General features: G+C 61.9%; 17 protein-coding genes. 10 read left to right on the plus strand and 7 right to left on the minus strand.

Annotation, left to right across the window (positions count from 1 at the left end):
- Positions 1-448: 448 nt before the first annotated feature.
- Both OXH56_08315 and OXH56_08320 read left to right on the plus strand, forming a co-directional pair.
- Positions 449-1,555, plus strand: coding sequence for an aminotransferase class V-fold PLP-dependent enzyme (locus OXH56_08315; GenBank protein MCY3555311.1), 1,107 nt, complete (start codon positions 449-451; stop codon positions 1,553-1,555).
- A 33-nt stretch (positions 1,556-1,588) separates the two neighbouring features.
- A complete protein-coding gene (locus OXH56_08320; protein ID MCY3555312.1) occupies positions 1,589-1,924 on the plus strand; it encodes an MTH1187 family thiamine-binding protein in 336 nt (111 codons plus the stop codon).
- Here the strand turns inward: OXH56_08320 and OXH56_08325 are convergent.
- Complete coding sequence (locus OXH56_08325; protein ID MCY3555313.1) at positions 1,902-2,867, minus strand: aldo/keto reductase; 966 nt, start codon at positions 2,865-2,867, stop codon at positions 1,902-1,904. The genes OXH56_08320 and OXH56_08325 overlap by 23 nt on opposite strands.
- 141 nt (positions 2,868-3,008) lie before the next feature.
- On the opposite strand from OXH56_08325, the gene OXH56_08330 reads away from it, so the two are divergent.
- The 5 genes from OXH56_08330 to OXH56_08350 all read left to right on the plus strand — a co-directional run bounded on the left by OXH56_08330 (position 3,009) and on the right by OXH56_08350 (position 8,795).
- The gene (locus OXH56_08330) at positions 3,009-3,839 is read left to right on the plus strand and encodes a phytanoyl-CoA dioxygenase family protein (GenBank protein MCY3555314.1); all 831 of its coding nucleotides are present in this window, start codon (positions 3,009-3,011) and stop codon (positions 3,837-3,839) included.
- Positions 3,840-3,921: 82 nt separating this feature from the next.
- Complete coding sequence (locus tag OXH56_08335) at positions 3,922-5,385, plus strand: sulfatase-like hydrolase/transferase (protein MCY3555315.1); 1,464 nt, start codon at positions 3,922-3,924, stop codon at positions 5,383-5,385.
- Between the two features lie 36 nt (positions 5,386-5,421).
- Complete coding sequence (locus OXH56_08340) at positions 5,422-6,423, plus strand: hypothetical protein (protein MCY3555316.1); 1,002 nt, start codon at positions 5,422-5,424, stop codon at positions 6,421-6,423.
- Positions 6,424-6,489: 66 nt separating this feature from the next.
- The gene (locus OXH56_08345; GenBank protein ID MCY3555317.1) at positions 6,490-7,671 is read left to right on the plus strand and encodes a fatty acid desaturase; all 1,182 of its coding nucleotides are present in this window, start codon (positions 6,490-6,492) and stop codon (positions 7,669-7,671) included.
- Positions 7,668-8,795, plus strand: a complete 1,128-nt coding sequence (locus tag OXH56_08350; GenBank protein MCY3555318.1) for a hypothetical protein — start codon at positions 7,668-7,670, stop codon at positions 8,793-8,795. Before OXH56_08345 ends, OXH56_08350 begins: the two co-directional genes overlap by 4 nt.
- 110 nt (positions 8,796-8,905) lie before the next feature.
- Here OXH56_08350 and OXH56_08355 read toward each other — a convergent pair whose 3' ends face one another.
- The 3 genes from OXH56_08355 to OXH56_08365 all read right to left on the minus strand — a co-directional run bounded on the left by OXH56_08355 (position 8,906) and on the right by OXH56_08365 (position 10,970).
- Positions 8,906-9,379, minus strand: a complete 474-nt coding sequence (locus tag OXH56_08355) for a metallophosphoesterase family protein (protein MCY3555319.1) — start codon at positions 9,377-9,379, stop codon at positions 8,906-8,908.
- A 34-nt stretch (positions 9,380-9,413) separates the two neighbouring features.
- Positions 9,414-9,866: a DoxX family protein gene (locus OXH56_08360; GenBank protein MCY3555320.1), complete on the minus strand. Its 453-nt coding sequence runs from the start codon at positions 9,864-9,866 to the stop codon at positions 9,414-9,416.
- A gap of 105 nt (positions 9,867-9,971) precedes the next feature.
- The gene (locus tag OXH56_08365) at positions 9,972-10,970 is read right to left on the minus strand and encodes a Gfo/Idh/MocA family oxidoreductase (GenBank protein ID MCY3555321.1); all 999 of its coding nucleotides are present in this window, start codon (positions 10,968-10,970) and stop codon (positions 9,972-9,974) included.
- A 250-nt stretch (positions 10,971-11,220) separates the two neighbouring features.
- On the opposite strand from OXH56_08365, the gene OXH56_08370 reads away from it, so the two are divergent.
- A complete protein-coding gene (locus OXH56_08370; protein ID MCY3555322.1) occupies positions 11,221-11,544 on the plus strand; it encodes a TM2 domain-containing protein in 324 nt (107 codons plus the stop codon).
- 45 nt (positions 11,545-11,589) lie between these two features.
- Here the strand turns inward: OXH56_08370 and OXH56_08375 are convergent, their stop codons facing one another.
- From OXH56_08375 to OXH56_08385, 3 genes are all read right to left on the minus strand, one after another.
- A complete protein-coding gene (locus tag OXH56_08375) occupies positions 11,590-11,964 on the minus strand; it encodes a DUF805 domain-containing protein (GenBank protein ID MCY3555323.1) in 375 nt (124 codons plus the stop codon).
- A 69-nt stretch (positions 11,965-12,033) separates the two neighbouring features.
- On the minus strand, positions 12,034-13,155 hold the full coding sequence (locus tag OXH56_08380) for a mandelate racemase/muconate lactonizing enzyme family protein (GenBank protein ID MCY3555324.1): 1,122 nt from the start codon (positions 13,153-13,155) through the stop codon (positions 12,034-12,036).
- Between the two features lie 165 nt (positions 13,156-13,320).
- Positions 13,321-15,441 carry a hypothetical protein gene (locus OXH56_08385; protein ID MCY3555325.1) on the minus strand — a complete coding sequence of 707 codons (2,121 nt, stop codon included), beginning with the start codon at positions 15,439-15,441 and terminating at the stop codon, positions 13,321-13,323.
- A 239-nt stretch (positions 15,442-15,680) separates the two neighbouring features.
- Between OXH56_08385 and OXH56_08390 the strand changes: the two genes are divergently transcribed.
- Positions 15,681-16,901, plus strand: coding sequence for a pyridoxal phosphate-dependent aminotransferase (locus OXH56_08390; protein MCY3555326.1), 1,221 nt, complete (start codon positions 15,681-15,683; stop codon positions 16,899-16,901).
- Between the two features lie 250 nt (positions 16,902-17,151).
- The gene (locus OXH56_08395) at positions 17,152-18,432 is read left to right on the plus strand and encodes a tryptophan 7-halogenase (GenBank protein MCY3555327.1); all 1,281 of its coding nucleotides are present in this window, start codon (positions 17,152-17,154) and stop codon (positions 18,430-18,432) included.
- Positions 18,433-18,552 lie beyond the last annotated feature (120 nt).

Below are 18,552 nucleotides of genomic sequence, written 5' to 3' on the forward strand. Positions count from 1 at the left end.
CTGCACACCCTGGACGCCCTGCACACCCTGGACGCCCTGCACACCCTGGGCACCCTGAACGCCCTGGTCGCCCCGTGGACCCAACGGTCCCTGATCGCCTTTGCATGCAAGCAAGCCGATCGCGAATGCAAATACCACTGTCATTGAAATTCGCACGAACCCATCCTTTCCGATAGATGTAGATCGTTTCCAGGTTTCATCATTATAAATCACGTCTTCAAGTGCCAAGACTCGGCCGCTTTTTTACCAATTAAACAGTTGGATTCTACAACAATTTCCGGCTATTGCAAGGATTTAAGCGCGCCCGAAGATTATCTGTTAGACACATGGCACGCGCTGAGGATAGATTATCCGGAACCTGAAGTGCGCGCAGGACACCGTCGACACGCGCGCCACGCTGCGAATCACGGCCGCAGTGGAACTCCGAACCATTACGAGGAACTCCTCAATGCCTGCTCCGGAATACCCCACTTATGAAAGCGTGAGCGTCCGACCCCTCATCAACTGCAAGGGCACGCTGACCATGTACAGCGGGTCGGTCATGCTGCCTGAAGTCCGCAGGGCCATGGCCGAAGCGTCCAGGAAGTACGTCCATATCGAAGAACTCATGGAAGGCGTCGGCCGGCGAATAGCCGAAGTCATGCAAGCGGAATTCGGACTCGTGACGAACGGGTGCGCGGCTGCGCTCTGCCAGGTTACCGCCGCCTGCGTGGCCGGAACGGACCCTGACCGGATCGCCCGGTTGCCGGACACCACGGGCATGAAGAACGAGGTCATCACACTCAGGACCCACCGCCATGTCTACGACCACGCGATCAGGATGGTGGGAATCACACTCGTCGAAACGGACGACGACCCGGATAGTCTCCGGGCCGCCTTCAACGAACGCACCGCCATGGTCGCCCTGTTCGGCGACCGCGCGGGCGACGGCGTAATGACCGTGGCCGAGATCGTCAACATCGCCCATGGCCAGGGCATTCCCGTCTTCGTGGACGCGGCCGCCGAACGTCCGGATGTGCCCAATCCGTACCTGGCGGACGGCGTGGACGCCGTGGCCTACAGCGGCGGGAAGTGCCTCCGGGGGCCCCAGGCTTCCGGACTGGTCCTCGGCCAGCGCGACCTGCTGTGGGCGGCTTTCATGAACGGTGCCCCGCATCATTCCATCGCGCGTCCCATGAAGGCGGGGAAAGAGGAGATCATGGGGCTGCTGGCCGCCGTGGAGCAGTGGGTACAAAGAGATCACGCAGCGGAATGGAAGGAATGGGAGGTATATCTCCAGACCGTGATCGATGCGGTCGGAGCGCTTCCGTCCATGCGGACGTCGATCCGGCAACCGGGCCGGTCCAACGTCGCACCGGTCTTGCACATGAACTGGGAGACCTCGGAAATCGGCATCGATCCGGACGAAGTCGTGCGCCAGTTGTCCGAAGGCGAACCCCGCGTCGAGATGGGCGGGGGCGACGGCCTGTCCATCATGCCCTATATGATGGAGCCCGGCGAGGATGTCCTGGTGGCCGCACGGCTCACGGAGATCCTTGAACCACGGGTGAAGTGAACCGAGGGTGAAGTGAACCAGGGAGAGGACGCCATGAAAGTCATTGTCGATCTGTGCGTGGTGCCCATCGGGGTCGGGGTATCGGTTTCAGCGTACGTTACGGCTTGTGAAAGAGTGTTGAGAAATGCGGGACTGAAGACGTTCATGCACGCTTACGGGACCAACATCGAAGGAGAGTGGGAAGAGGTTTTCGAGGCCGTGAAGCAATGCCACGAGACCGTGCACGAAATGGGCGCTCCGCGGATTTCCACGACCATACGCCTGGGTACGCGAACCGACCGTACGCAGACCATGGAAGAGAAGATCGAGAGCGTCGAACGGAAATTGAGGGACGAAACGTCGACAGCTAGTTCCCGACCGGTTCGCTGATGTGGCCGAATAGCCGCTGTATGCGCTTTATGTGCATTTCGGGAAGCGGTCCCTTTGCGATGCTCTCGATGTTCTGTTCGATCTTGTCCAGGGTTACCGCGCTGCAGACGGCGGTGGTGACGCCCTCGGTGTAGACGACGAACCGGTAGGCCGCTTCGACCAGCGATGCGATATCGGGATCTTCAAGCAGGAAGTCGTACGGGGAATGGGGATCGATGGACTCGTCCAGCAGTTCCTGATCCTGCAGGTCTTCGATCGTGGCGGCAAGGCGGTCCGGGTCCTTGAAGATATTGCGTACCGAAAAGATGTTCATGACACCGACATCGTGCGCTACGCAGTATGGAAAGACCGTATGCCGGGCCGACTGGTTGAGCATGCTGTAGGCGATCATGATGACGTCCAGCATTCCAGTGGGCACCGCAGCCTGCAACCAGGCATGGGCGCCGTCCGTCAACGCCGTTTCGCTGGATCCGATGAAACGGATCTTGCCCTGTCGGCAAAGTCGTTCAAGTACGGGGAACTGCTCGTTGATCATGTAATCGAAATCCGCCTTTTCGGTTGCGGCGATCAGCGCCACGTCGATCTCGTCGACACCCAGGCGGCGAAGGCTGGTCTCAATGGATTCCGTGATCTGTTCCGGTGTCATCAGGACAGGACCGCTAGCCTCGTCGAACTGTGAGAGCACAACCCGTGTGGCGACGTAGTAACGGTCTCGTGGTATGCCGCGAAAGGCCCGCCCGAGGATCGCCTCCGCTTCAAGGTAGCCCGGAGACGTATCGAAGAGATTGATGCCCAGGTCCAGGACCCCATGGACGAGCCGGTGCATCTCCGATTCGGTCAGCGGAGGATCGCTGGTCTGCCCCAGCCGGTTGTAGCCGCCGGATCCCATGCTCAGGGTAGAAACGTTCAGACCGGTTCGACCGAGGGGGCGGTACGAAATCACTTCAACTCCTGCGGTGTTATGTTTGGCGAGAATCGACTTTACAAAACAGCCGGTTTTACGTATCGATCCTGAACCGCGAACCGGGCGGTAGAAACCAACGCAATCGATACACTGAATGAACTCTAAACTTAAGGCACGGGCATGTCAACCGTCGAAGATCTCGTAAAACGGATCCACATCGAGGGATGGTGCGTCGTAGACGGTGTGATACCTCCCGACGAAGTGGTGAAGGTTCGCGACAGCCTTGTCGCCACGGCGGATGGCCGGCCGGAGGATCTGGAAAACGGCCGGCATGCCGTTCGCGGGATCATCGCCTGCGATCCGGCGATCGCCCCGTATCTGTCCGACGATCGAATCATGGGGGTCGCCGAAGCGTTTTTCGGCAAGCACGTCCGCATATCCATGACCACGGGCGTCATTCTCCATCCCGGTTTTCCCCGGACGGAAAATCCGGGCGGGGGCCTGCACTCAGACTGGCCTTTCGGGCAGAGCTACGACTATCGTATTCCGGCACCCTATCCCGATGCGCCGCTGCTGCTGACCAGCATCTGGATGCTCACGCCCTTTACCCGGGAGAACGGCGGCACGGTACTGGTACCTGGAAGCCACAAAGCCGACAACAATCCAACAGGCGACAGCAGCCTGGCACCGGGAACGACGCACCCGTCGGAAATCCAGGCTGAAGGCAAGCCGGGGAGCGTGCTGATCTTCGACAGCCGGACCTGGCATATCAACGGACACAACAACAGCGACGAGACCCGCATGGCCATCATCGCCCGGTACGCTGCGTGGTGGTTCAACCTCAACCCGATTATTCCCGGCCTTTCGGACTTCGAACGCGACGCGGCCAACCGGGGATTCAGGCCGGACGACGTCGTGCCGCTCACCCCGGAGCAATACGAAGCGCTGCCTGAACGCACCCGGCCCTTGTTCCACCATATCGTTCTGGGACAGAAAGTGCTTCCGTCCTAGTCACGACCAATTCCTGGGGTTCAGCATTCCACCTGTCCATGAGCGTTACTAACTCGCTGTCGACAGGACTAAGGTATCCCCGATGACAAGCAGCAACCGACCCAACGTCGTCCTCATCTGCGCCGACCAGCTTCGCGGCGACACCCTGGGCATCGCGGACCATCCCGTGGTCCACACGCCCGGCATCGACGCCCTCGCCCATACCGGGCACTACTTTCCCCGCGCGGTCTCGGAGGTCCCCTCCTGCGTGGGCGCCCGCCGGACGCTCTTCAGCGGCCAGTGGCCGGTCACTCACGGCATGGTCGGTTTCAACGACATGACGCCCTGGGACGAGCCGGACACGCTCTGCCGGGTTTTCCAGCGGAACGGCTACAAGACCTACTGTATCGGGAAAAGGCACGTCTATCCCCAGGACGAACCCTACGGCTTCGACCGGATCGTCGCCCACGAGGAAGGACGGTACCTGTCTCCCGGATACCGCGACGACTACCTGGACTGGCTCGACGAACAGGGCTGGGGCGACTTCGGCCTGTTCAACGCCGGCGTGACCAATAATGGGTACACGTCCCGCCCCTGCGTCTTTCCCGAGGAATTCCACGTGACCACCTGGACGGCCACGCAGGCCATTCGCGTCATGGACGAGCACGTCCGGGACCACGGCCGGGACACGCCCTTCTTCCTGTACGTGTCCTTCAGCAAGCCCCATCCGCCCTGGGACCCGCCCGCGTTCTTCTACGAGCGGTACGCCGACGACCCCGACCTGCCCGATCCGGCCATGGGCGATCCGTCGGAGTACGTGGGCGGACGCATGTCCTTCGTCAAGGCCCACGGCCCCTTCCCGGAAGCGGAATACCTCCCCCTGTCCCTCAAGAACGTCCGGCGGGCCCGGGCGGGATACTACGGCTGCATCGATCACGTGGACACCCAGATCACGCGGGTCACCTATCACATGTGGCGCATGCTCCAGCTGCGCAATCTCGTCTTCGCCTTCGTCGGCGACCATGGCGACATGTTGGGCGACCACCATTACTGGGCCAAGTCGTACGGGTACGAGGGTTCGATCCGCGTGCCCTTCGTCCTGAACTTCCCCGCGCAGATGAATTTCCCCGCGGGCGTCCGGTACCCGGAATCGACCGTGGGACTGGCCGACCTGATGCCCACGCTGCTCGACGTGTGCGGCCTGCCCGCGCCCGGCCGCATGGACGGCCGTTCGCTCATGCCGCTCGTGCGGGGCGAAGCGGACCGGCTGGACCGGAAGCGACTGCACGCCGAACACCTCGAATTCGGCCACTACCTGATCGGCCACAGGGACAAGTTCATCTGGCATTACCGGACCGGGCAGTTCGAGTACTACGATCTCCAGGAAGATCCGCTCGAGTGCCGGAACCTGTACAGCGATGATCATCCCAGGGCCCGGGCCCTTCGCGACCACCTGCGGTGCCTGATCGTGGACCAGGGCCGGGAGGGCGACTTCATGCGCGACGGAAAGTTAAGCAACGAAGTCGCGCAGCGCCACACCCACGAGTTTCCGCCCTACGCCGTGTAGAAACGATGCCCCGCTGAAACCACGCTGAGGTACGGCATGGAAGAACCTTTCGAACCCACATATGACCGCAAGGGGCTGCGTCCCCGTTATTCCGAATCGATTCCGCCCGGGAAGATCCGCGAGAAGCTGCTCGAGCTGTTCGGCATGGCGGACATCCCGGAACAGGTCGGCTATTCCGTGGGGCGATCCCGGGTGGAAGACGGCATCCGGCTCACGGACCTGACCTACGCCAATTCCCACGCAGAGACGGTCCCAGCGATCCTGATCGAGCCTCTGGACAACCCGGCCGAACACCTCCCGGGCGTGGTCTGCGTTCCAGGTACGGGCGGATCGGCCGAGCGCATGGCCCTCGAAAGATTCTACAAGGACGGTCCGGACGATCCGCCCCTCTTTGGCTGGGCGCGGGAACTGGCCCGGCGGGGCTACGTCGCGCTGGCCATCTCACCCAAGGGCTGCCATGGCCGAGGCACGAACGAGGTGTCCTGGTACATCGAGCTCAAGCACCTGCTCGCCTACGGCATCTCGCAGATGGGGCTGCTCGTGGAGGAAGCGCTCAGAGGCGTCCGCGTGCTCCAGGTCCAGGACCGGATCGGGAACAACAAGGTGGGATTGACGGGCATGTCCCTGGGCGGCAACGCGACGTGGTACGCCATGGCCTGCGCCCCGTGGCTGGCGGCCGGCGTGCCCATCTGCGGCGGCGTGGGACAGCTTGAGAGCGTCATACGGGGAGGCGACCTGTACCGCCACAGCGCCTACTTCTACGTGCCCCACATGCTCCGCTACTTCGACCATCCCGATATCGTCGCGCACTGCATCGCGCCCCGGCCCTTCATGATGGTGGCGCCCACGTCGGACGAGGACATGCCGAAGTCCGGGGTCGACGCCCTCATTCGCACGGTGGCGCCGGTATACCTCGACGCCGGTGCCGGCGACCACTTCCGCGTTTATCAGCCCGATGGCAACCACGTATTTCGATTCGAGTACTTTGAGTGGATGGTGGACTGGTTCGACCGTTTTCTCAAGGGAGATTCTGCTTGACGATCATGGTAGATCGACCTTACTTTAACTGCGTTCCCTACAACATGTTGCAGGCAGGATGACATCGTGAGCGAAACTGCCAGAGATCCTAACGAATCGGGCGACTCCCCGGAAGTCGTCGGTCCGGATCAATCCGTGCTGTCCGACGAGGAAGTGCTGACCGAGGGACCGCAGTACAACGCGCCGCCCCCGAAGAAGCGCGTGAAGTGGTACCGGTGCCGCGTCACGCGGGAACAATTGGCCAGCCTTAACAAACGCAGCGACTTCCTGGGTTTCGTGCAGACCGTGGGCTATCTCGCCGTCCTCGCCGCCGGCGCCGGCGCCGCTATCTACTCCTCCCTCTACTGGCCGTGGTATGTTACGTTACTCCTGGTATTCATTAACGGCCATTTCTGGCATTTCCTGGTCAACGGATTTCACGAACTGGTCCATGATTCCGTCTTCAGGACCCGCTGGCTGAACCGCTTCTTCCTCCGCGTGTATTCCTTCCTGGGATGGCACAACCACCACCACTTCTGGGCGAGCCACACCGAACACCACAAGTATACGCTGCACCACCCGGACGACCAGGAGGTGGTCCTTCCCGCGAAGTTCGACATGCGGAACCTGTGGAAGTCGTCGATCGTCAACTACCGTTATCCCTACGACCTGGTGAAGGGCAGGCTGGCGGCCGTCGCGGGCAAGATACCGGACGATAAGTGGTCACAGGAGCTCTTTCCGGAAAGCGACCCGGAGCGGCGCCGGGCCTACACCAACTGGGAACGCTTCATGTTCACCGGTCACATGCTGATCGCGGGCGTCTCGCTGGTCTACGGGCTGTGGGTCGTGCTCCTGGTCATCACCTTCCCGAAGATGATCGGCTCCTGGCTGCAGTTCCTGTGCAACGCGACCCAGCACGTGGGCCTGCAGGATGAAATCCCCGACTTCCGCCTGTGCTGCAGAACCTTCTATATCAACCCTGTCCTGCAGTTCCTGTACTGGCACATGAACTACCATACCGAGCACCACATGTACGCCGCGGTGCCCTGCTACAAACTGGGCAGGCTTCACCGGCTCATCAAGCACGAAATGCCTTACTGCACCAGCGGGTTATGGGAAACCTGGAAGCAGATCATCCAGATCATGGACCGCCAGGCGATGGAGCCCGATTACCAGTTCATCGCCGAACTTCCGGCGACCGGATCATCACCCGCATCGGTGTCCCCTTCCGCATCCGCGCCCCCTCCCGCACACCGGGATTCCGCATGAAAATCACCAGCATCCGGCTGTTCGTACTCGAAGATCCCGACCAGCCGCAGTACTATCACGTATTGAAGCAGGTCCCCGGCCTGAGGCGCACGCAGTACACCCACGGCAGCAAGTCCCATCCTAAAGGCGGGAACCTGCGGCAGCACTTCATCCGGGTCGAGACCGATGAGGGCATCGAGGGCACGTGCACGACCACGATGGACCGGGAGCAGGTGGAGATCCTGCGGACGCAGGTGATGGGCAAGAACCCGCTGAACCGGGAAGAACTCTTCCAGCTGCTCCACAAGGGGACCCGCTGGCTGTATCAGAGACCCGGCTGGTTCGGCGACTTCGACAACTGTCTGTGGGACATCGCGGGCAAGACAGCCGGCCTGCCGGTCTACGCCCTGATCGGCCGGGTCCGGGACCGGTTCCCGGTGTATCTGACCGGCGGGGATGCCGATATCGGGACCTACCTGCAGATGATCGAAGACGGCAGGGAATACGGCGTAAACGCCTACAAGTTCCACACCTACAAAGGCGGAAAAGCGGACATCTCCATTTTCCGGGAAGTGCGGAGGATCGTCGGTCCCGACTACCTGTTGCTGAACGACCCGGTCTGTTCCTACACGCTGCAAGAAGCCATCGAGGTGGGACGGGTCATGGAGGAACTGGACTTTGTCTGGCTGGAAGAACCGATGCACGAACACAAGGAGCATCAGTACCGGGAACTGTGCCGAGAGCTGACTATTCCGGTGATGGGGAACGAGACGCTGATGCACGACCTGGGCATTTCGACCCAGCGGCTGATCTCAGGGGCGACCGACTTGCTGCGGGCCAACGCGCGGTTCGGGACCACGCAGGTGCTCAAGATGGCCCATTTCGCCGAGATGTACGACACCAACATCGAGTTGAATGCCGAGGGCGGCCTCTTCGGACTCGTCCACGCCCATCTCGGATGTTGTATCGACAACACGGGTTTCTACGAGACCGGAGCCCACGGATTCGTAGACACGGCCAGCACCTGGGGCATGGTCAACAAGCCACTCGTCGCGGACGGCCACATCGTACCGCCCGACGGCCCGGGCTGGGGCGCGGAGTGGGACACCGACCGCTTCGAGGCCATGACCGTGGCCGAGTATTGATATCGTAATCGCCTGCTGCCGCCTGCTGCCCGCTGCTGCCCGCTGCCCGCTGCTGCCCGCTGCCGCCTGCCGTCCGTCATCGCCCGCCGCGTAGAACGACGAACCGCGACCTAGACCACCAGGTACTTTATCTCTCCGCGTAAATACTTTGTAGATACCTGTAGACGGGCAACCGTGACGGGAAGACTGAAACGGCGGGGTCCTGCGGAGCCGGGATTGAGCTGCCATACCCCATCGCCGCGCTGGTCCCATACCGGCCTGTGGGAATGGCCGTAAATGACCACGTCGATACCTGCCGCGGCCGGATCCACGTTCAGGTCTTCGATATCGTGGACCACGTAGATGGTCCGGCTTCCCACCTCCAACATTTCGGTCACTGGCAAACGCGCCGCCCAGGGCTGGTAGTCCGTGTTCCCCCGCACGACCGTTACCGGTGCGATCGCCGACAGGTCGTCTAGGATACTCTCGCCGCCCACGTCCCCGCCGTGAATGATCCGATCCACGCCCTCCAGCGCGTCGAGGGCCTCCGGCCGCAACAGGCCGTGGGTATCTGAAATCACCCCGATCTCGACGGTTTGATCCATACGTCTCCAAGTCCGCTTCGATGCCACAGGGCCGCTAGGACTGCTCTTTCATCGTTCCCGGCATCAGGCTGTACTTGCCCGGTCCGGCAAACCAGAGGGCAATGTAAACGGCGCAGAGTTCCATGGCGTGCGATGCGCCGTTCAGCCCGGAAGCCGGATCGTCCGCCGGCAGCGACAGATGACGCAGCATGGCCATCAGCATGGTCAGCGCGAGCAGCGTCGTCGCGGGTCGGAAGAACGCGCCGAGCATCACGAGGATCGAGCAGAAGAACTCCGCGAACCCGGCCATGAAGCCCCAGAACGCCGGTAGGAAGCTGATGCCGACCAGTTCCATGTTGCCGCCGATGGCGGCCCAGCGCCCGGGATTGGAAATCTTGCCCCATCCGTGATAGGCCGCCATGCTGAACCCGATCACGATGCGGATGATAAGCAGACCGAGATCGGTCATACCGAGGTTCTTCGTAAAGAAACACACCAGTCTATTCATGTTGTTGCCCTCGTGGGTTGGGTGAATCCTTGTTGAACCGATTAAGAAAAACAAGCAAGTACACGCAAATTCGAGCCGGTCGGTGCGAACGCTCGATCCGGACCGTTACGTCCAGACCACCTCTCGCGCTTCTCCTCCGGGACCGGCCCGCAGGATCGCATCCGCCACGGCGATGGCCTTGATCGCCTCCGTACCCGGCGACAAGCAGGTGACGTCACCGCGCACGCAGGATAGAAAGTGCTCCGCCTGCAAGGCATACATGTCGGGTTCCGATTTCGCCTTGATCAGGGTTTGTTCGCCTTCCCGATCCGTGAAGCAGCAGTACTGGTGGGGTTCGGCGTCTTCCGGATCGGGCAGATCCCCGGTGCCGAACTGAATGAACCCCTTCGGTCCGATGATGTCGTGCAGCCCGTTGCCCCGGGCCGCCCAGCTCCAGGACATGAGCAACTGGTTACCATTCCCGTAGCGTATGATGGCGGAACAGGTATCCAGGGCGGACGACTCGGGTTCAAAGTTGATCGAACTGGAAAGGACGCTATCGGGATCGCCGAATAGGAAATTGGCGAAGTCGTAGTTGTGCACGGCGCCGTCCATCAGGGGTCCGCCCCCCATGTCGTGGTCCATGTACCAGCGTCCGGGGCCGAACCCGGCCATGGCGTTGCGCCAGAGGATGGGCGACCCCAGCTTTCCCGCGGCCACGTACGCGCCCCAGGACTTCCAGTGAGGGTCGAAACGGCGGCAGTGGGCGACCATGATGAAGGTGTTGTTGCGATCCGCGGCCTCGTTGAGCCGACGGCATTCCTCCACCGTGCGCGCCATGGGCTTTTCCACCAGCACCGGGATGCCCGAATCCAGGGCGGTCAATGCCGCGGCGCAGTGCAGTCCGGTCGGCACGGCGATCACGACGGCGTCCACCTCCCCGCTGTTGACGATGGCCTCCGTGGAATCAAACAGCTTCGTGCCCGGGAAGGTCTCGGCGAAACGCGCCCGCATTTCAGGGGACGGATCGGCGCCCGCGACCAGCTTGCAACCCTCAACCCCGTAAAAGGCCCTGGCCTGGTGCGACCCCATGCCGCCAAGTCCGATAGAACCCACCCTGATCATGGTCTGTCCTTTCGTGGGATGACGCTGGATCTACGTATGCAATGCAGAATGCTATAGCTCAACGATAAGCTTTCGAACCGCTGTCGCCAAAACAGAAGGAAACTAAAATACGAAATCGCTTGTCCAATATATGTCAGGTACTATAACTACACGCTGGTCAAGTGTTCAAGACCTTATGCAATCCAGTCGAGGATATGGCGCGGATCGAGCCGTCCTCGACTCCAGACCACAAACCACGGGAGACCATGTCATGTCCAATGAACAGGAATTGCGGGAAGCGAACCTGGCAAAACAAGATCTGGCGAACGGTGAGAAGTTGCAGTTCGACGTGCAGTTCGCAACCCGGCGTAAAGACCCCCGAACCGCTCTCGCAATCAGTATCATTGGCGGTTCACTCGGTGTCGACCGGTTCTATATTGGCGATGTAGGCCTCGGCATCGCCAAGTTACTGACCCTCGGTGGGTTGTTCATCTGGACGATCATCGACTGGTTCCTGATCATGGATGCGGCCCGGCTCAATAACAGCGAGCTCATGCGTCAGGTCCGGGAGAGCATTGTCCAGTCCCGATCGTGAGACGAACGGCAAACCAGAATGTTTTCCACGGGTCTCGCCGACCTCTTACCACCTGGCCGTTTCCGCCTTAGGGTCGGGTCCGAATCGGTTGTCGCCTTCGTTACCTTTCGAGACCAGGAACACGAAAACCACAATAAGTCCGATGAGCGGAATCAGCAGGATCAGGCACCACCAGCCGCTACGGTCCGTGTCGTGTAGCCGGCGTACCAGCACGGCAAAGGTGGGTACGAAGACGGCGATGCTGTAAAGCAAGCTGAGCACCCCTTCGTCGTCCCAGACCTTCCATCCCGTCATTTCGTCGATCAAGCTGAGGAATATCAGTACTAGTGCCGAGACCAGCGCGAACATCCAGTATTCCTTCCTTCGCGCCCTGCCTTCGAATACCGCGTACTTCTTCAGCACGTCTATGTACCAGTGCATGTTGCCTCCCTGTAGTGAATCTTTCTAATCAACACGAAACATCAAGCCAGGATTCCATGGCAGATTATCTCACTGCCACAACGCTTCCCCTTCCGGCATCTGCGACGCTAGAAACTCCTCGTTCAGTTCCACGCCCAGACCCGGCGCTTCTGTCAATACCACGTGACCGTCCTGGATGACCGACTCATCCGTCGCCAGCACGTCGTCCCACGTAGGGTCGTCGAACCGGTGATACTCGAGAACCAGGAAATTCGGTACGCTCGCGCAGACGTGGGCGTCGCCGACCGTGCTCAGCGCGCTGGAGTTGTTGTGCGGGGCGAAGGGCATGTAGTACATCTCGGCCATGTTGGCGATCTTCCTGCATTCCGACAGTCCTCCGCACTTCGAGATATCCGGCATGATGATGTCGGCGGCCTGCTGCTGGAGCAGGTCCCTGAATCCGTGACGGAGATAGAGGTTCTCGCCAACGCAGATGGGTGTCTCCGTGGCCTGGGTGATCTTGGCCAGCGCATCGATGTTCTCCGGCGGCACAGGTTCCTCGAGCCAAAGGAGGTTCAGCGGCTCGAATGCATGGGCCATCTTCATCCCGGCCGTCGCGTCGTACCGGCCGTGAAGGTCTATGGCCAGGTCGAGGGATGGGCCGATGCCCTCCCGGATCGCGAAGGCCTGGTCCACGAGCGACTTCAACTCGTCCGGCGTGACCGACCAGTTCCAGGGGTCCAGCTTGTGGGGGTTCTCCGCATCGTCGAGATCGAACTTGATCGCCGTGAAACCCCGTTCCTTCACCTCTGCGGCGCGCTCGTTGTAGTCGGCGTGCGCGCTGTCCACGTACAGCCTGACCCGGTCCCGGAACTTGCCGCCCAGGAGGCGGTATACCGGTACGCCCTGAGCCTTGCCGGCAAGGTCCCAGAGCGCGATCTCGATGCCGGTCAGCGCCGAAATGGAGGTGCCGCCCGCACCGCCCATGAAAATGTACTTCCGGCGGATGAGTTCGAAGCAGGCGTCCACATCGCGGGGGTCCATGCCGATGATCATCTTCGCCATATGGCGGGTCGAATCCCGCCAGCCGCCGTCCACGTGACTGGTCTCTCCCGTACCGTACACGCCCTCGTCGGTGTACACGCGGACGTAGTGATACGTGTATCCGGACGGCACCTTCACATCGGCGGTCTTTATCTCGGTAATCTTCATTCCTTCTCCTGTCTGGTTCTGGGTTTCCTGTCTGTTCACGGTTTCATCGAGACTTCCGGACGTGCACTCCGTCGGCCATTTCCGCGCCAGCATCGCGTGCACAGTCGACCACTGTCCAAGTCGGCATCGCTTGCTCAATGGCCTGTACGCCACTGGCGTTCACACTCAATCACCTATCCGAACGGCCTTCAACCGGTTATTGCCATGATCGCTCAAGACGAGCACATCGTCTCCATAGAAACACAGGCCGTGGGGCTCGTTCAAGGGTGTATCCGTCGCGGGCGCCGGACGGTCGCTGTCGCCGAAGTACCCACTGCCGACCACCGTCTCGTGCGCGCCGTTCTCCGCGATGCGACGCACCCGGTTGTTGCCCGTGTCGGAGAAATACACCCGGCCCCGCGTGTCCAGGGCCAGGCCCCGGGGCGTGGAAATCGCGGATTGCGAAGCCCGCGACCCGTCCAGCGTGAAGCCTTTTTCTCCTGTGCCCGCCACGGTAGAAATGATCCCGGTAGCCCCATCTACCCGCCGGATCACGTGGTACCGGTCATCGGCGAAGTACAGGTGCCCGGATCCATCGACGCTGATGGCCGTGGGCGATCCGATCCGCGCCTGGGTCGCCGGACCGCCGTCTCCCGCATATCCCTGAAGCCCGATGCCCGCTACCGTGGTGATGATACCGGTTGATGCGTCGATCTTCCGGATGCGGCCGCAGCCGGCGTCGCCGATGTAAATGTCGTCTTCAGGACCGTGGGCCACCGCGAGGACGTGCATCAGGCATGCGCTCAGGGCCGGTCCGCCGTCCCCCTTGTCCCACTTGAAGGCCGCGCCCGCGACGTTGCGGATCACGCCGTCCCGGTCCACGCGCCGCACGTGGCCGTGGCGGGTATCGGCGATGACCACCCGGCCATCCCGGTCCACGGACACGTCGTGGGGGTTGCCGAGATGGGCATCGACGGCCGGACCGCCGTCGCCGCCGTAAGCCCGCGCGCCCGTGCCCGCGATCGTCCGGATCACCCCGGTTCCCGGGTCGATGGCCCGGATGCGCTGGTTCCAGACGTCGGCGACGAACAGTGTGCCGTCCGGGCCGACCGACAGGCCGCCGGGGCCGTTCAGAAAGCCTGCCGTGGCGGCCTCGCCGTCGTGTACGCCTGTGCCGCCCAGGACCGTGGTCACGATACCGGTGTCGCCGTCGCAGCGGCGCAGCCGGCCGGAGCAGTCCCCCCAGAACACCGTGCCGTCCGGGTCCGCGAAGATCCCCGCTTCCACGGAATTGCACCGTGTGACGGAACCGTGCAGTCCTTCCTCGCCGAATCCCGGTTCACCGGTACCGACCAGCGTCCGCACGATGCACGTATCGCGCTCTACCTTGCGCACCCGGAAACCGTACTTCTCGCCGACGTAGAGATTGTCGTGGGCGTCCAGGCAGATGGCGTCCGGCATGAGCGTGCTCGCCTCCGCGGCGGGACCGCCGTCACCGTTGGACGCGCGCTGGCCGTTTCCCAGGACCGTGTCGATGATCCCCGACCGCATGTCGATCCTGCGCACCCGGTCGTTGGAATTGTCGCACACGTACAGGTCGCCCCGGGAATCGAAGGCAAGGTGTTCCGGATGATAGAACCCCGCGTCGCGGGCCGGACCGCCGTCGCCATGGTACCCGCCCAGGCTCAGACCGGGCCCCCCGTACGGCCGACTCTCTCCCCGCTCGGAGGGGTAGTGCCGGGCGTGATGGCCGAAGGCGGTCTCGACGAGACCGGTCCGGGCGTCGATACGCCGGATGTTGTTCGTCCACTCGCTGGACAGGTACACGTTGCCGTCCCGGTCTACGGCCACGCCGCAGGTGCAGTCCAGTTCCGCGTCCAGCGCCGGTCCGCCGTCGCCGCCCCGGCCGATCGCCCCGTTGCCTGCGACGCGGGAGATGACGCCGGTCTCGTAATCGATGCGGCGGATCGTGTGGTTGCCCAGGTCGGAGAGATACAGGTTGCCGTGGCGGTCCTGGTACAGGTCATGGGGATGGCGGAACCGCGCTTCGGCGGCCGGGCCGCCGTCGCCCGAGTTGCCTGCGACGCCGTCCCCGGCCAAGGCGTGGAGGATCCCGTCTCGATCGATGCGCCAGATGCGGTGCCACTGGTAGTCGATCACGACCAGGTCGCCATCGGGACGTCGCACCACCCCCATGGGCCAACCGGCGTCGGCCTTTTTCGCCGGAACACCCGCCCGCTGGCCCACGCCGGCGATAACCAGGGTTTCTCCGGCGGGCAGGTTCTTGAACCGTTCAACAATGCGCATGCGTGAGGGAATAACCCGGCGATTGCGTGTATTCATTCGGCGTTCAAGGCAGTGTAGACGGCGGATCTGACAGGCGGCCGCCGAGTCAAGATGGTACAGGCTCCGACCATGCAAGGCAACCGTTAAATGCAAATTGACAGCGCCACCGCGACCGGTTAACATACGACGCCGTACGGCCACCTTCTACACGACTTAGTAAAGCCTTTGCACCGCCCGATCCGATGGAGATCTCCTTCCCGATGAACTATGATTTCGACCAGCGCATCAATCGCAACGGAACCAATTCGTACAAGTGGGACTATGTCAAGCGGGACGGCGCCATTGTCCCGTGGGACGAGACCGACGCCAGCCGGCACAGGAAACCCGTGCTTCCGCTGTGGGTGGCGGACATGGACTTCCCGTGCCCGCAGCCGGTGGTGGACGCGGTGTCCGAAATTGCGAACATGGGCGTCTACGGATACGCCTTCCCGCCGCCGTCCTACTACGATGCCGTGGTGCGGTGGATGAAGCGGCGCCATGACTGGTCCGTCGATCCAGACACCATCTGCTTCACCCCGGGCATCGTACCCGCCCTTCACATGCTGGTCTCCGCCTACACGAAACCCGGCGACAAGGTGCTGGTGCAGCCGCCGGTATACTATCCCTTCTACAATGCCATCGAGAACCTGCAGACGAGACCGGCGCTGAACCCGCTCCAATACCGGGACGGCCGCTACTACATGGATTTCGAAGATCTCGAAGCCAAATGCGCCGATCCGGAGGTCAAGATGGCCATACTCTGCCATCCCCATAACCCCGTCGGGCGGATCTGGACCAGCGAGGAACTGCTTCGCTTCGGCAGGATATGCATGGACCACGACGTGCTGGTCGTTTCCGATGAAATCCACAGCGACCTGATCCTCGGGGACCGGACCTTCACGCCCTACGCCACACTGGGTCCGGAATACGAGGAGCGGTCGATCATCTGCACCTCGCCCAGCAAGACCTTCAACCTCGCCGCGCTTCAGGCGTCAAACATGATGATTCCCGACCCGGCACTCCGGGAGGCCTTTCAGCAGACAGTCCGCAGCGCCGGTATCTTCACGCTGAATCCCTTCGGCATCGCGGCCGTCGAGGCGGCCTACGATCACGGCGAGGAATGGCTGGAGCAGCTGCTGGCCTACCTGGAGGAGAACTACCGGTTTCTCGAATCCTTCTTCCGCGAGCGGTTGCCCGGCATTCCCGTCATTGAAACCGAGGGCACCTATCTCGTGTGGGTGGATTTCACGAGCCTGGGGCTGGACAAGGACGCGCTCCAGCGACTCATGATGGAGGAAGCCCGCGTCTTTCTCGATGAAGGGTTCATCTTCGGCCCGGAAGGCGAAGGCTTTGAGCGGATCAACATCGCCTGCCCCCGGTCGATCCTCGCCGAGGCGCTGGAAAGGATCGAGGCGGCGGTGAAGGGGCTGGATCCACTATAGGATCCTGCTGGGGCATTACTTCTGCCATCCACCCCACCACAGCATCTATGTGCTTATTCTGCCCGACCTGCCGGCTTTAGTCTGACCGCGACCCTGAAGCTTTACCACTAAATCCCGCGATGTAACACGCGATGAAGCTGATGATAGAGATATTGTCATCCCGCCGGCATTTTGTATCTTCCTGGTTACGATTCGTTAACTATTCTGGTTCGAATAGATTACGACGGAGAGGTATGCGAAAGGACGCGGCATGATTCAGCCGGGTGCCGAATCTCTACGGAAGATCGCGGTGATCGGGCAGGGGACCGCGGGGTCCCTGGCAGCCGCCAGCGTAACGCGTCTTCATCCGGACAGCGATCATGAGCTTCACCACATCTATGACTCGCGCATTCCGGTCATCGGGGTGGGAGAAGGCAGCTGGCCGAGCCTGGTGCAGGAACTGCAGAAGCTGACGGGGCTGCCCCATGAGACCGTCCAGCAGCGCTTGAAGGGAACGCGCAAGTACGGTGTCGCCTTCGAGGGATGGGGCCGGCGCGACCATGATTTCACCCACTACTTCACCCCGCAGCAAGTGTCCTACGCCTACCACCTTTCGGCCGACCTGATGGCGGACCTGCTGCGCGAAGGCACGCGTGCACGCCACATCGACGCGAAAGTACTCGACATCACCAGGGTCGAGGACGGCGCGCAGGTGGAATTCGAGGGCCGGGCGCCGGAACGCTACGACCTGGTCTTCGATGCCCGTGGGTTTCCGAAGGAACTACGCCCCGATCAGCACATCGACATTTCTTTCATCCCTACCAATACCGCCGTCATCCGGCGCTGCCCGGCGATCATCGAAGACGGTCGGAACGGACCGGTACTGCAACATACCTACACCCGGGCGGTGACCCGTCCGCACGGGTGGATATTCGTCATTCCGCTGACGGTGCACACGTCCTACGGGTACATCTTCAACCGCGACGTATCCGACATTGCGGAAGTCGAATCGGACTTTGACGCATTCCTGGAGTCCGACGGCGTGGCCGAGTTCGAGCAACGGGCCGTCATCCCCTTTCCGAACTTCGTCCATCGCCGGATATATGACGGCGCGGTCGCCCGCATCGGCAATGCGGCGGCCTTCATGGAGCCCCTCGAGGCGACGGCGATCGTATCCGCTCAACTACAGGTCGGAATGGTGCTGCAAACGCGCCTCAACCGGCCGGTAGCGCATCTCGAACGCGACGCGCCCGCAGTCAATCGGTTTCTCATCAACAACATGCTCTGCTACGGCCTGTTCGTCGGCTGGCACTATACCTGCGGTTCGATTTTCGACAGCGCATTCTGGCGTCACGCGCGAGAACGAGCCTGGCCCCGGCACCGCGAGGCCACGGACCCCGATGTGGTGGATTGCGATGCGCTCGAGAAATTCGAAGGGATGCTCGAACTGCTGACCCGGCCGGTCATCGACAAAGCCGACTGGCACCGGATGTGCGCGGTACCGCTCACCAGCTACGCCCAGATGTCCCAGGGGCTGGGTTGGAGCGGCTGACAGGCGCCGGTTCAGGGCAACCTGGACACCGATCAAAGGGTTGTATTTCGGCAGGCCGCAACGGCAGACCGCGACGTCTGCATCGTGACATTTCTTGATTTGAAACATATAAAACATCAT

It is taken from the genome of Gemmatimonadota bacterium (genome assembly GCA_026702745.1).
Taxonomy (GTDB): domain Bacteria; phylum JAAXHH01; class JAAXHH01; order JAAXHH01; family JAAXHH01; genus JAAXHH01.